Source organism: Martinezella sp. CNPSo 3890, assembly GCF_057784455.1.
The window spans coordinates 238,368-252,641 of sequence record NZ_JBXSOR010000006.1; the positions used below are offsets into that span (position 1 = coordinate 238,368).

The 14,274-nt window shown below is 59.4% G+C and carries 9 protein-coding genes; 6 read left to right on the forward strand and 3 right to left on the reverse strand.

Annotation, left to right across the window (positions count from 1 at the left end; translation table 11 throughout):
• Nucleotides 1-65: 65 nt before the first annotated feature.
• Genes AC13RC_RS17370 through AC13RC_RS17380 form a run of 3 tightly spaced genes read right to left on the reverse strand, consistent with a single transcriptional unit; the run spans nt 66 to nt 6,114 of the window.
• The gene (locus AC13RC_RS17370; protein ID WP_488557928.1) at nt 66-785 is read right to left on the reverse strand and encodes a 4'-phosphopantetheinyl transferase family protein; all 720 of its coding nucleotides are present in this window, start codon (nt 783-785) and stop codon (nt 66-68) included.
• The gene (locus AC13RC_RS17375) at nt 786-2,105 is read right to left on the reverse strand and encodes a lysine N(6)-hydroxylase/L-ornithine N(5)-oxygenase family protein (protein WP_488557929.1); all 1,320 of its coding nucleotides are present in this window, start codon (nt 2,103-2,105) and stop codon (nt 786-788) included.
• A gap of 31 nt (nt 2,106-2,136) precedes the next feature.
• Entirely contained in the window at nt 2,137-6,114 is a 3,978-nt protein-coding gene (locus AC13RC_RS17380) for an amino acid adenylation domain-containing protein (RefSeq protein ID WP_488557930.1), read from the reverse strand.
• Between the two features lie 323 nt (nt 6,115-6,437).
• Between AC13RC_RS17380 and AC13RC_RS17385 the strand changes: the two genes are divergently transcribed.
• From AC13RC_RS17385 to AC13RC_RS17410, 6 genes are all read left to right on the forward strand, one after another.
• Nucleotides 6,438-7,589, forward strand: coding sequence for a GNAT family N-acetyltransferase (locus AC13RC_RS17385; RefSeq protein WP_488557931.1), 1,152 nt, complete (start codon nt 6,438-6,440; stop codon nt 7,587-7,589).
• Nucleotides 7,589-8,959, forward strand: coding sequence for an MATE family efflux transporter (locus AC13RC_RS17390; protein ID WP_488557932.1), 1,371 nt, complete (start codon nt 7,589-7,591; stop codon nt 8,957-8,959). Before AC13RC_RS17385 ends, AC13RC_RS17390 begins: the two co-directional genes overlap by 1 nt.
• A 15-nt stretch (nt 8,960-8,974) precedes the next feature.
• Nucleotides 8,975-10,156 (forward strand): PLP-dependent transferase, encoded by a 1,182-nt coding sequence (locus AC13RC_RS17395; RefSeq protein WP_488557933.1) that lies wholly within the window; start codon nt 8,975-8,977, stop codon nt 10,154-10,156.
• Nucleotides 10,157-10,262: 106 nt separating this feature from the next.
• On the forward strand, nt 10,263-11,507 hold the full coding sequence (gene lysA / locus AC13RC_RS17400; protein ID WP_488557934.1) for a diaminopimelate decarboxylase: 1,245 nt from the start codon (nt 10,263-10,265) through the stop codon (nt 11,505-11,507).
• Between the two features lie 79 nt (nt 11,508-11,586).
• A complete protein-coding gene (locus tag AC13RC_RS17405; RefSeq protein ID WP_488557935.1) occupies nt 11,587-13,068 on the forward strand; it encodes a cytochrome P450 in 1,482 nt (493 codons plus the stop codon).
• Nucleotides 13,065-14,048, forward strand: a complete 984-nt coding sequence (locus tag AC13RC_RS17410) for a lysophospholipid acyltransferase family protein (RefSeq protein WP_488557936.1) — start codon at nt 13,065-13,067, stop codon at nt 14,046-14,048. Before AC13RC_RS17405 ends, AC13RC_RS17410 begins: the two co-directional genes overlap by 4 nt.
• The last annotated feature ends 226 nt before the right edge of the window (nt 14,049-14,274 follow it).

Sequence of the window (14,274 nt, forward strand, 5' to 3'; positions counted from 1 at the left end):
GAAAAGTGAAGCATCTCCTAAACCAAGGTTTATCCACCTGATTTTATTTTAATTTTTTTAGCAATCTAGAAGAAAATCCCGCTTTTGTGATGCTGCCATTGCGGCCGTGCCACAGCTCTTGAGGTCGCGATAGCCCATTGAAAATCCCCGCTTTCTCCATTGCTGATCCTGCCGGAATGGATGAAAATCGCTTCGTCCGATATCCGGCTTTTGCTTTCAAAGGTTGTATTTCCCGGCGCCAGCATCACACCTTGCGCGTCGGCCAGAAAACCCTGGCCGAAGCATTTCAACGCAGCCTCTTTCTGAACCCAGCAGGCGAGAAAAACATCGTGGCGATATCGCTCATCCAATTGATGCACCTGATTGAGCTCTTGTTCGGAAAGGATCATCGGCATGATCTCGGAGGCTTCCTTCTCCGAAAATGCGTCGAGGCGCTCGATATCGATACCGATGCGGCCGCCGCGACAGATCGCGAGCGCTATGTGGTCTTTGGTGTGCGAGAGATTGAAGTCGATGTCGGGGTAATCACGCAGGTAGGGCCTGCCGGAAGGGGTAATCGCGAGACAAAGTGCTTGCGGGGCGCAGCCAAGCAGATTGGCGATAATGCTTCGGCACAGCACCCGTCCGGCAACGAAAAGGCGCCGCGCCGGGCATGATCTGAATGCTGCGGCACGGCTTTTTTCTGCCTCGCTCAAAATCGAGTCCGGTACGGGAAGCTCGTCAGACAGGTACAGGCTATGAAGCTCTACCTGCGCTGTCTCTTCCCCCGGTTGAGCCGTTTTCACCTATTCCGCTGCCTGTCCCATGTGAGAGGGAAGGTTCGACGGCTGCCCGTGCGTTTCCCACTGTACGATGGGATCGAGCTGATCGAGATCGAAATGTGGGCGACCGAGCAATGCATTGGCAATCACGGCGCTGCGCCATGCGGCGAGGCTGAGCTGCGGTTCGGCGATGCCGTGGCTATGGCGTCCGGCATTGAGAACGAAGATGTGGTTCTCACGCGGCCCGTCCCATGCCAGCGAGAAGTCGCTTTCCAGCACCGGTTCACCGATGGCGTTGAGTTCGATGCGATTTTCAAGCGAATGCAGGAATTGCGGAAGGACAAAGCGATAGCCGGTTGCAAAGACGACCATGTCGACAACAAGCGTCTCGACGCTGTCATCGAAACCGTTGCGCATGGTCAGCGTGATTTCGGGACCATCCTGCTCGGCTGCGATGACATTGCGGAACGGGCGCAGTGATATGCCCTGATCGGGGTTATCGGCGGCATCGAGCTTTCGCTCGTAGAGCCGGCGATAGAGTTTTTTCAAGGTGGATGCGGAAACGCCGTCGCTCGCCAGCACCTGCCGGCGTGTGTGCGTGAGCCGCAGCTCTTCGGGAAGTCCGTGGAAACGCTCCATATAGCCTGGCGTGAAGAGCTCGTTGGTGAATGGCGTCGCGTCGAGCGGCTCGAAATTCGGCCGGCGGCTGATCCAATGGATGGACGAAACCCTGTTCAGATCTATAAGCGCATCGACGATCTCCGCCCCGCTTTGGCCGCCGCCGATAACGGCAACACGGGGCGCTTTGACATCACCGATACGCTGCGTCGCTTCGCTGCTGTGGAAGGTCATGGATTTGGGCAGCTGTTCGGCCCAGGCCGGACGAGACGCAATCTTGCCGACGCCGACGGAGAGATTGCGGGCGCTGATTGCGCCATCCTCGGTGGCAATGGAGAAGAAGCCGTCGTTGGCGTGGACCTCCCGGACGCTGGCGCCGAAGCGCAGCGACGTCAGGCCGCGCGCGACCCATCCGAGATAGTCGGCGAATTCTTTACGCGGAACGGCTTCATATTCCGCATTGAGAAATTGATAAAAGCGTTTATGCGCAACAAGATAGGAGAGGAAGCTCCACGGACTTGTCGGGTTGGTGGCGGTTACCAGATCTTTTAGAATGGAGGTCTGCATTTCCGCGCCCGGCAGCATCATTCCCGGATGCCATGCGAAGGATGGGCGCCGCTCGAAGAAGCGGACGGAAAGTTGCGGTATGGAATCGAGCTGAGCGGCAAGGCTGAGGTTGAAGGGACCGATACCGGCCCCGGCGAGGTCGAGCACGTGCGATGTCATGATGCAGCTCCAGAATGATGTCGAAGAGGGGTTACTTGACGGTGTCTTTGGACAGCGGCGCCGGCGCAAAGGCATGATCGAGCCGCCGGGCGAAACGCTGGTGGAAGGGCGTCTTGCCGATGATCGTCAGATGGTTGGTGCCGGTGACGATCTCCGATGCCGTGGCGTTAGGGGAATAGCGCCGCCAGTCGATGACGTTGAGGGCGCGCGTCAGAGAATCCTCGGCCGCAAAGGCATGGATGCGAAAATCGGATTGCTCCAGGCGGTAGTTTCGGAAGATCATCGCATTATCGATGAGGATCCAGAACGTATGTTCTTCCGAGCCGATATCGGGACCATCCGTCGGCAGTTTGACATTATGTTTGACGACATGGTGGAGGAACTGTTCGTAAACCTCCTCGTTCATAGCGGCGAACAGTCTCTTCCAATCCTCGCGCATCGGCGTGGTGGCAAGCCAACTCTGCACGGCAGCATGGGTGCGATCCCGGATACCGTCTTCGAAGCGCGGCATGATGCCGACGGTAAATTCCTCGTCCATGTCGCAGACATCGACCATGCCGATCATGCGCAGATCGATGTCATCGCCGAGCTGACGGGCTGCCTCATAGGCGAGCAGCCCGCCCCACGACCAGCCGAGGAAGGCGCATGGCCGGCCCTTGGCTTGTCTGCGCACGGCTTCCGCATAGCGCGCCGTGATATCTTCGACGCGGGTGCTGAGCGTCTTGGTCTCGGTCAGTGAATAGCAGATGAAGCCGGTCGCCGGCTGTTCCGGCCCGAGATAGTCGACAAGCCGCATATATTCGCGCGTGCTGACGAGCAGGCCCGGGAAGCAATAGAGCACCGGCCGATCGCCATTGCGTCTGAGGTAGACGACGTCGACGCCGGTTTCATCGCGACTGCCGTCTATCGCCAGTGCCAGATCGCGAACCGTCGGATGGTTGAACATGTCGGCGATCGACAACGGCCATTCGGGATGGCGCATCTTCAGGCGCGAGACGATGCGCACGGCCATCAGCGATTGCCCGCCAATATCGAAGAAATTCTCCGTGACACCGATATCGCCGATGTCGAGGATGTCTTTCCAGACCTCCAGGATTGCTTTTTCCTTGTCATTGGCGGGCGCCGCCATTTCCCGTTCGATACGCGGTACCGGCAGGGCGGCGCGGTCCAGTTTGCTGTTCGGCCCCATCGGCAGCCTGTCGATCAGCATGATCGTTTGCGGCACCATGTAATCGGGCAAGGCGGTCATGGCGGTGCGGCGCAGTTCTGTCACGCTCAAGCTTTCGCCCTCGCGCGGCACCACATAGGCGACCAGAGAACTACGTCCGCCGTCATTGTGCAGCAGGATGACAGCCTCGGCGACACGTTGGTCTGAGCGCAGCACAGCTTCGATTTCGCCTGGCTCGATGCGGAAGCCGCGCAATTTGATCTGGTGATCGACGCGGCCGGCGAATTCGACGATGCCGTCCTCGCGCCAGCGGCCGAGATCGCCTGACTTGTACAGTCGTCCGCCCGGTGTGAAGGGATCCGGAATGAAGCGATCAGCCGTCAGCTCCGGCTGGCCGAGATAGCCGCGGGCCAGGCCGCTGCCGCCGATATAGATTTCGCCGATTACACCGACCGGGACGGGCGCGAGGTCGGCATCGAGCACATAGATGCGTCGATCGCCAACGCCGCGGCCGATCGGCGCGACGGTCCCTTCGAAGCGAGTTCCCGCCGGGATCTTCCAGATCATCGGCGTCATGATCGTTTCGGTCGGACCATAGCCGTTGATCAGCAGCTGCGCCTTCAGGTTCTCGGTGATCATGTCAAACACCGCCTGCGACAGCGCCTCGCCGCCGAAGGAATAGAGCCGCAGCCGCGGGATTTCGTTGTTCTCGCCCGCATATTCGGCAAGGCCGCGCACATAGCTTGTGGGCAGGCTGGCATTGTTGACGCCGTGCCGCTTCATGGCTGCAAAGGCATCTTCAGGCGTGGCAAGCTTGTCTTGCGTCAGCACCACACCGCCGCCTGCCATCAGTGGCACCATCCAGCGCTCATGGCCGCCGTCCGAAGTGAAGGGCAGTACCGGATATTCGCAGGACTCCTCGCTCATTTCGTAGATGCGCAGGGTCGCCTTGCAATGGTGGGCGAGCGGGCCGTGCTCGACGGCGACGCCTTTCGGCACGCCCGTCGAGCCTGACGTGTAGATCACATAGGCAAGTTGCTGCGGGGCAATGATCGTTGCCGGTGCGTCGACGCTCTCCGCGGACAGGTCGATGGCATCGAGATTAAGATAGGGTGTTGCGATATCGCTCGGCAGGTTGGCGATATGCTTTGCCCGGGAGATGACGAGCGAGAGGCCCGGAGCGGTCAGGATGTGACGATTGCGGGCCTCAGGATGATCCGGCTCCACCGGCGTGAATGCGCCGCCGGCCTTCAATACAGCAAGAATGGCGATGATCGCGTCGATCGATTTTTCAAGGGCGATAGCCACGCGTTTTTCCGGGCCGATCCCCATCGCGATCAGCCGATGGGCCAGCCGGTTGGCGGCAGCTTCGAGTTCGCCATGTGTCACGGATTTCTCGCCCTGTGCGACGGCAAAGGCGTTCGGCCGCCTTTTCGCCTGCGCGGAGATGACCTCGTGGATCGGTGTGCCGTCGTCCGCTTCCGGTGCGTCGGGATAGGGTGCGGAAAGCCTGTCCAATTCCTCTGGCGACACGAAGGGGATGTATTTGACCTGTGCGCCGGGATTGGCATTCAACTGCGCAAGCGCAATGACAAGATCGTCGGCGAAGCGTATGATCTGCTTTCGATCATGCTTCTGCGGGTCGAAACCGATGCTGATACGCAGTTTGCCGGCGGATGCCGAAGAAACGGTAACGACCAGATCGGCATCGCGGCGCGCCTGCGGTTTGATGGGGCTGCGCAACGCGACGTCGCTCGAGGTTGCTTCAAGGAGACGCAGGGGCGGACGCACATCGAGGAGCGTCTTGACGAGGCCGGTGGTGTCGAAGGATTCGTCCCGTCTTATCAACGCATCGGCAAGGGCCTCGAAGGGCAGGGATTGCCGGGTTACGGTCTCGATTTCCTTGACGAATGCATTGCGAACGTCCTTGAGCGTCATGGCGCCGTCGAGTTCCGGCGTCAGGATCAACACGTCCTCGTTGCGGGCGGCAACTCTTTGCCTTTCCAGACGCGTGACCAGGCCGATCCTCTGAGTGCCGTATCCGGTATGGCGCCGCAGGGCGATCCCGAGGGAGGCAAGCATGTCCTCGGAGATGTCAGCGGACGATTGTATCGGCACGTCAAGCATATGCTCGAACCATGCCTCGTCGGCCGTGTTTTTCCCCGCCGATGTTTGCGGCAGGAGCGACGCAATATTCTCCTGAGCCGTCAGCCGCTGGAACCAGAAGTCGATTAGCTCCGGTGCCGCAAGGCGTGGTGCACCATTGGCAATCATCCACGAAGCGGCGTCGGGTAACGCCGTCTCTACGATATCCGCTGGGGCGTGACGGTCGATGTTGCGAAGGAAATCCGTAGCAAGCAGGTCGAGCGCCGCAGCGTCGGCAAGAATTGCGTGGAGGGAAAATAGTGCACCCACCGCCCGCCCTTCTTGCGCCAGGAGAATGAAACGGGCCGGATTGCCATCGGTAAGGTCGATCGGGCGGACCTGTTCCGCCGTAGCAGCCGCGGTCAACGCCTCGTCCGGGTTTTCGCCTGCAGTCAACGTCGCCTCGATGATCTCGACGAAACGATCGTTCTTCAGGATCTGCTGGACGGCGCCGCCCGCCCGCGCCTCGAATTCCGAGGTGATGAGGGGATGTTGCCGAGAAAGTTCTGATAGGCCCTCGCGCGCGAGGTCAAGAGAGATCGAAGGGAAGACGATCCCGAGTATTTGTCGCCCGTAGACGACTTCGTTACCCGTCTCCGATAGGAGCCAGATACGTGACTGTGCTGGCGATAGCGAGCATTTGGCGAGGTAATCCGTATCGTTTGCTGCCTTGGCGTTCCGATCGTGGACAGTCATTTCTTCGCCATTCTCCCTGGGTGTACTGAAATACATATCTAATCAATCGAAATACAATAGCGTATACATCTCAATATCTATTGTAGATATTAATTTTAATCGATTGATATCTCTGACTTCTGGCGTCGATAAACTCGGATAATCCGGGAATTACATCAACGCAGCTGCATGACGAATGGTGTTTGGGAAAATTCAGGAGATTTTCAAAAAATATTTCCGGAAAATATTTTGAATTTTTGCCGATGCCGTTCGTCACCGCAGAATTAGCGCTGTGCTTGGACTGTCGATCTCAGCCGGCGGTTCTGAAGATATGGAGATGAAATATGGATGTTTCCCTGGCGATGAGGAGCGATGGAGCAGCGGAGAAATCCTCTGATCTGCGCCTGCCGGCTTCGGGCTTTGAGAGCAGTGCGCTTGTCTGCGGCCAGCCGCTCATCATATCGGCAGGGTCTGCACCAGGGAGTTTCCGCGTCGAGCATCACGGAGTGAAGGTGGCCTCAGGTCATCTATCGGGGCCTGCCACCAATCTCCTGGTCTTTGATACAATCTCGACGGCGATGCCGCCGCTTTCTGGCGAGGATATCGTCAACGCCGTGTCGGAAGCCGTTCTGACGTGCAATCCGCATCTGATTTGCTTCGAGATCACGCTTGCGGATGATGATCTTGCAAGGCGACTGCTGGAGACCGGCGCGATCGAGCGTAGCGGCGAGCGCCTCATCGTGCGGCCGGAATCCTTTTTCCAGCAGGCAAGATCCTGGCTCGGACGTGCGCCAAAGGCCTATCCGGAATTGCCGACCCTGACGAATGGTGCCCTTCATCCGCAGCGGCCGCCGAAGCCCACTGGCCGCGTCTACAGCCGCTTCATTCCCTGGCTGAATACCCAGCTTGGCTTCCATGTCGCCGATATCGAGGCCGATCTTGCGCATTTCCATCGCTGGATGAACGATCCGAGGGTTGCTGCCATATGGGAAGATAGCGGCGATCTTTCCTATCATCGCGATTTCATCGCCGGTCGCCTTGCCGACCCGCGCACGCTGCCGCTGATCGGAACCTTCGGCGGCGTGCCCTTCGGTTACTTCGAACTCTATTGGGCAAAGGAAGACAGGATCGGACCGCATTACGACGCCGATGGCTATGATCGCGGCTGGCATGTGGCGATCGGTGAGGATGATTTCCGCGGAAAAGCCTTCGTCAGCGCTTGGCTGCCATCGCTGATGCATTACATGTTCCTGGCCGATCCACGCACCCGCCGTATCGTCGGCGAGCCGATCCATCATCACGTCCAGCAAATCCGCAATCTCGACCGTTCCGGCTTCGCCAAGGTTAAGCATATTCAGTTCCCGCACAAGAAGGCGCTGCTGGTCATGCTCCTGCGCGAGCGCTTCTTCATGGACCGGCTGCTGCTGCCGGATCTCACCGGCTTGCCCACGGAAGATGGACAGCCTGTCCTTGGCTCGCTGGCGCGAGGCGCCTGATGAAAACAGCCGTCGATATGAACGATCCGCGCGTCAAGCGGCTCGTTCTGGCGGTCGCGCTTCCGGCCGTGGCTGGACTGGCCGCCAGTGCCGGCCATCATGCGATCAACGCGATCTTCCTGGGAACGCTCGGCCCGGACGTGCTGGCGGGCATCAGTCTGGTCATGCCGCTGTTTCTGCTTGTCGCGGCTGCAGGTCAGGGGCTGGGTATCGGACTTGCGACGCTGCTTGCGCGCTATCTTGGCGAAGGGGATATCAAAGCCGCGGCGTCGGTCGCCACGACAGCGCTCGCGGCGACGATCCCGCTCGGCATCCTCTTGTCGATGCTGATCTATCTCGGCCTGCCGGATTTTGTCGGCGCACTTGGCGCCAGCGACAATCTCCTCGCCCCTGGGCTCGATTATGGGCGGCTGCTTGCTTTCGGGGTGACGCTCGGGCTTTTGCAGGCTATCTGCGATTTCATCGCGATTGCCGAGGGCAATTCACGTTTCTCGATGATCGTGTTGATCGCGAGCTTCGCCTTGAACGCGATTCTCGACCCTGTCTTCATCTTTCTCTTCAAGCTCGGCGCGTCCGGCGCAGCACTGGCGACCGTTGTTTCGTCCATTGCAGCCCTTGCATGCTATGCCGTCTACCTCCTGCGCCGATGGGGAACGGTGAGCGTGACCGGCGGGGCGATTTGCTGGCAACTGCTTTGGCCGATCGCGCGGATCGGCCTTCCCGCTGCCGCAACAAGCATTGTCACCGGCCTCGGCTTTCTGGTCCTGATGCGGGAGGCCGCGGTCCATGGCGGCGATACCGGCGTCGCCGCAACGGCGATTGCCATCCGGCTGATGACTTTGGGACAGCTTCCGTTGTTTGGTTTTTGCCTCGGCGCCCAGAGCGTCGTCAGTCATGCCTTCGGCGCTGGCGATGCCGAGCGCCTGAAAGCCGTGATCCGCTTCATGCTGGCTGTGACGATACCGGTCGCATTGCTGTATTCCATCTTGCTGTTCTTGGCTGCCGAGCCGATCGCACGCTTGTTCACGGATAACCACGAGGTCGTGGATGAGGCAATCGCTTGGCTGCGGTCCCTCTTTCCGATCTTTCCGCTTGCGGCGTTTCAATCCGTCCTGCTCGTCATGCTGCAATCGCGGGGCCGGGCAGGTCTCTCCGCGCTCGTGGGGCTTGCACCGCAGGGCTATCTGCTGATCCCGCTTCTGCTCCTGCTGCCGCTTTGGATGGGCTTTGCCGGCGTCTCCATTGCTGCCGCTGCCGCTGCCATTCTCGCTGCCATCCTCGGCGGCTTTGTCGGGTGGAGGGAATGGCTCGCCATTCTGCCGGCCGACGCACCGGGCCGCCTTGTTGGCCAATCGACACTTCACTCCTGACCTAAGAGGAACGCCATGAACGAGACGCCAAGATTCGACGCCTACCGCCACGCCATTCCAGATGCGCTGATGCCGCCGCGCGACGATCCGTTCGATGCGGCCGTGCCGCCGATCTACCAGACATCGCTCTTTCTGTTCGATAGCTACAAGGAGCTGGAGGACGTCTTCGCCGGCCGTTCGAAGAAGCCGATCTATTCGCGCGGCGACAATCCGACCGTGCGGCTTCTGGAGCGCAAAATCGCCGAGATGGAGGGCGCGGAAGAGGCGCGTGCCTTTTCGAGCGGCATGGGCGCAATTGCCGCCGCGGTTCTCGCCTTCGTCGGACCCGGCGACCGTATCGTCACCGTGCGGCACGTCTATAGCGACGCCTTCCGCTTCTTCGAAAAGGTGCTGAAGCGCTTCGGCGTCGTTGTCGACTATATCGACGGCACCGATACACAAGCCATGATTGCGGCACTTCCGGGTGCCAAGCTTGCCTATCTCGAAAACCCGACCTCGATGGTTTTCGAGCTGCAGGATCTGACCGCGATCGCCGAGGCCGCTCGCCGCCATGGCGTCGTAACGATGGTCGACAATTCCTGGGCCACGCCGCTCTTTCAGAAGCCTCTCTCCGTCGGTATCGATATCGTCATCCACGCCGCCTCGAAATATCTCGGCGGACAGAGCGACACGGTGGCGGGACTTGTCACTGGCTCGAAGGCGCATATCGACCGGATCAACAGCGAAATCTATCCCTACACCGGAGCGAAGCTCGCGCCGTTCGAAGCATGGCTCGTCCTGCGTAATTTAGAGACGCTGCCATTCCGCATGCGCCATCATCATGAAGCCGGGCTCGAAGTGGCGTCCTGGCTCGATGCCCATGCGGATGTGACCAACGTCATGCATCCGGCACTCGGCGACCATGCCGGAAAGAGCACTTTCAGCGGCTTCGGCGGGCTGTTTTCCTTCGAGGTTTCGGACCGCATCGATGTAGCCGATTTCGTCGATGCATTGCGCCTCATTCGCATCGGGGTGAGCTGGGGCGGGCCGGAAAGCCTGGTGGTGCCGGCAAAGGCAGCACTCAGCATTTCGCCGGAGACCAATGTCTTCGCGCGCTTTGGTGTCAGCGACCGCACGATCCGCCTGAACGTCGGGCTGCACGCGGCCAAGGAGATCATTGCCGATCTCGAGCAGGCACTTGCCGCCGCCAGGTTCTAGCCAGCTGCAGCACTCTTGTATCGAGAAAGGGTGGAGTGACACGGTCGCTCCGCCCATACTATTATTCATTGTTGATCCATTCCCGCCCTGACCCGATCGAGACAAGATGACCATCCCTTCCAATGAAACGCTGAGCGCGCTTGCCGCCGAATATGGAACGCCGCTCTGGATCTATGATGCCACTGCAATCCGCCGCCGCATCGCGCAACTCTCCGCCTTCGACGTCATTCGCTATGCGCAGAAGGCCTGTTCGAACATTCATATTCTGAAAGAGATGCGCAAAGCGGGCGTGCGGGTCGATGCCGTCTCGCTCGGCGAGATCGAGCGGGCGATGCGGGCAGGTTTTTCCGCTGGGAATCCGTCGGGAGCTGCGGAGATCGTGTTCACTGCCGACGTCTTCGACCGGCCGACATTGGAACGTGTCATTGCCGACAAGATCGAGGTGAATATCGGTTCCATCGATATGCTGCATCAATTGGGTGAGCGTTCGCCGGGTCATCGGGTATGGCTGCGCATCAATCCCGGTTTCGGGCATGGCCATAGCAAAAAGACCAACACCGGCGGCGAAACCAGTAAGCACGGAATCTGGTTCGAGCAATTGCAGGAAGCCGTCGCGCTGACGCGGCAATATTCGCTGAAGCTCGTCGGGTTGCACATGCATATCGGTTCCGGCGTCGATTATGGGCACCTACAGCGTGTCTGCGGTGCGATGATCGGATTCTGCCGCGCGCTGGATGTCGATATCGAGGCGATCTCAGCCGGCGGTGGACTTTCCGTGCCGTACAGGGAAGGTGAGGCAGAGATCGATCCCGCTCATTATTTTTCGCTCTGGGACAAGGCGCGGCGCGAGATCGAGGCGCATTTTGGCCATACAATCCGGCTGGAGATCGAACCGGGCCGCTTCCTGACCGCCGATTCCGGCGTATTGCTGGCTGAAGTCAGAGCCGTCAAGATGATGGGCCGCAACCGCTTCGTCCTCGTCGATGCCGGCTTCAGCGATCTTGCCAGACCGGCTATGTACGGCAGTTATCACCATATCTCAGTCATTCCAGGCACAGCGCCTCGCGATACCGCCGGAACAACCTTCCCGTCAGTCGTGGCAGGCCCCCTTTGCGAATCGGGTGATGTTTTCACGCAGACGGACAATGGCACCGTAGAAACGCGCGATTTGCCCGAAACCCATGTCGGCGACTATCTCGTGTTTCATGGCGCCGGCGCTTACGGGGCAACCATGTCGTCGAATTATAACAGCCGTCTTTATGCACCGGAGGTCCTGATCGACGGCGAGACCCATCGCTTGATCCGCAGGCGCCAGACACTCGATGAGCTGTTCATGCTGGAAGCCATCTAGCCGCCATCGATTTCAAAGCAAAGTTGAGCGGGGCTTTTCTGCGGTTGCGAAATGAATATAGTGACTACGACCGTGCGTCGTGGCGCTCGGCCGTTCTCACATCGTCACCGGCCGCAAGGCGCGAAAGTTCTGCACCGCTATGCTGGCCTGGCTCGATCACAAAACCGAAATCGTCGAACACGCCGATCAATCCGCGCAATATTTCGAGCCGGCCCACGCCGCCTATTATGGCGGCAAGCCCGGCCAGCCGCTGAAGCTTATGCTGCAGGCGCGCAGCGACTTTCTGTCGATCTGGCGTCGCGCGGATTATCGCGAGCATGTGGCGGAGTTCAAGCTTCTGGGCCGGCAGCTCGTCATCGTCAATTCGCCCGAGGCTATCCGCTATGTGGTTGCCAAGCGCCATGAGAACTTCGAGCGCAAGACGCCGCAGATGCGACGCGCGCTGGAATATCTGCTGGGTGACGGCTTGTTCATTTCCGACAAAGAGACCTGGAAGCAGCGCCGGCCGCTGGTCTCCGATATCGTGCATAAAAACCGCGTGCCGGCCTTTGGTTCGATCATGCAGAGCACGGCAAGCGAGCTTGCCGACCGCTGGCAAAGCTTGGGCGAGGGCGCGGAGGTCAATGCCTTGTTCGAGATGGCCGGGCTGACGGCGGAGATCATCTCGCGCAGCGTCTTCGGCAATGATCTCGGCGAGGAGAGCGCCAATGCGGTCACCGAAGGCTTTGCGAGCTACCAGTCGCTGGTCGATTCCATCAATTTCGGTTATTTTCTCGGCTTCGATGAGGGCCTGCCGATCATCAGGACGCCGAGCTTGAGCCGGTCGGTGAAACGCATTCACCGCATCATCGACCAGGTGATCGAAGATCATCTGGCCGGCAAGGGTGATAACAGCTCGATGGTCGAACTGCTGATCCGCCGGCAGCAGCGCAATCCCGAGCTGAAACTCGATGTCGTGGCGCTTCGCAATGAGGCCGCCACCATCTTCATGGCCGGCCACGAAACCACTGCGGCGACCCTGACCTGGACCTGGTATCTGCTCGCAGGTGCGCCCTGGGTGGAGGAGGCGATTCATGCGGAAATCGAGGCTGTCTGCGGTGATCGGGTCCCCTCGATCGATGATGTCGCGAAGCTAGACTGGTGCCGCGCGGTCATCGAAGAGACGCTGCGCCTCTATCCCCCTGTGCCGATTTTGGCCAGGCAGGCCGCCGAGCCGGACCAGATCGGCGACGTGAAGGTACGCAAGGCAGCGCTAGTTCTGATCGTGCCATGGATCCTGCATCGCACGGATTCGCTCTTTCCCGAGCCGCATCGCTTTCATCCGGAGCGTTTCCTCGGCGAGGCACGGCCGACGCCTTACAGCTATATTCCCTTCGCGGCCGGCCCGCGTGTATGTCCGGGCCTGCAATTCGGCCTCACCGAGGCGATCCTCTGCCTGGCGATCTTGGCTCAACGTTTTCGCATTCGGGTCAGAGATGGACATAAGGTTCAGCCACAATGCCGCCTGACATTGCGTCCGCGTGGCGGCATGCCCGTGACACTGCATAGGCGCCGGGGATGACGACCGAGACCGATAAAGAAGTCACCGCCGGTAAGCGCAAGGCGTGGACCTATGAGCCGCCGAAAGCTCCGCCCCTTGCCGATTTCGTGGCTGGCGGCGACCGGCGCAAGGCATTTCTGCGCTATTGGCTTTATGAGAATATCGACAACGCTATCGATCTCTTCCTCTATTTTGCCTTCATGCTATTGCCGGCGAGCGTCTGCTCTGACCTTGGCGGTTGGCTCGGACGAGTTCTGGCTCCGCGCTTCCATAAAAGCGCTTATGCGCGCGCCGCAGCTAATCTCAAGATGATCAGGCCCGAGCTTGGCGATGCAGAGCTCGATAAGCTCCTCAGGGCTTATGCTGATTCTCAAGGGCGGCAGATGGCGGAATATTCAGTCGTGCCGAGACTGGCACGACGGCACGTTCGCATGATTGGCACCGAAGGACTGGTCGAGCGTTGCAGTAAAGGGCCGGTGATCTTCATCGCGCCCCATATCAGCAATTGGGAGGTACTCTGGCATTGCCTTCTCGACATGGGACTCGACGTCACCATGAATTACGACCCGCCCAAACGCCGCTCACGCCACTATATCGTCAACCGCTTGCGCAAGAGGGCGGGACTTGGAATCTTGAAACCCGGCCGCAGCTTCGTGCGCCCGGCCCTGAGAATCCTGGAGAACGGCGGCAATCTGCTGATGTTCTGTGACGAGGGCTTCAACGGGCATATCCGAGCGCCGTTCTTCGGAAGGCCGGTGCATCTTGAGGGCAATTATGCGCTCATCGCGCGAATGGCTCGAAGGACGAATGCATTGATCTATCCGGTTTATATCGTTCGTGAGAAGGGGACGAGATTTGCACTGACGGCCCTGAAGCCTTTCGTGCTTCCCGAAAGGTCAGAGGAGCATATTGTTCAGGACGTAGCGCAATTGAATGCCGTGATAGAACCGATGGTGCGCTCCTGTGCGGACCAATGGTATTTTGTAGATAATCGGCTGTAATTAAGAAACGGAGATTCAATTTAAGTATTTTCTCAGGCGGGCCTTTCGAATGGTGGTCGCGTTGCTATTCAGCCATTTCCTATCGTTGCTGTTTCAGCCGAGCAGACCGTTTGCAAAGCCCATTTTACGGAAGTGCCGCCGCTCCTCGGCGAGATCATAAAACCTGCCATCTGTATAGAGAGGCAACAAACTAGCGTCTTTTCGTTGTCGTCAGAATTGATGGGGC

What these genes read in the sequence shown, in the direction of transcription:
- AC13RC_RS17380 (WP_488557930.1), bottom strand. Translation starts at nt 6,114, where the DNA reads ATGACTGTCCACGATCGGAACGCCAAGGCAGCAAACGATACGGATTAC.
- AC13RC_RS17375 (WP_488557929.1), bottom strand. Translation starts at nt 2,105, where the DNA reads ATGACATCGCACGTGCTCGACCTCGCCGGGGCCGGTATCGGTCCCTTC.
- AC13RC_RS17390 (WP_488557932.1), top strand. Translation starts at nt 7,589, where the DNA reads ATGAAAACAGCCGTCGATATGAACGATCCGCGCGTCAAGCGGCTCGTT.
- lysA (WP_488557934.1), top strand. Translation starts at nt 10,263, where the DNA reads ATGACCATCCCTTCCAATGAAACGCTGAGCGCGCTTGCCGCCGAATAT.
- AC13RC_RS17395 (WP_488557933.1), top strand. Translation starts at nt 8,975, where the DNA reads ATGAACGAGACGCCAAGATTCGACGCCTACCGCCACGCCATTCCAGAT.
- AC13RC_RS17385 (WP_488557931.1), top strand. Translation starts at nt 6,438, where the DNA reads ATGGATGTTTCCCTGGCGATGAGGAGCGATGGAGCAGCGGAGAAATCC.
- AC13RC_RS17410 (WP_488557936.1), top strand. Translation starts at nt 13,065, where the DNA reads ATGACGACCGAGACCGATAAAGAAGTCACCGCCGGTAAGCGCAAGGCG.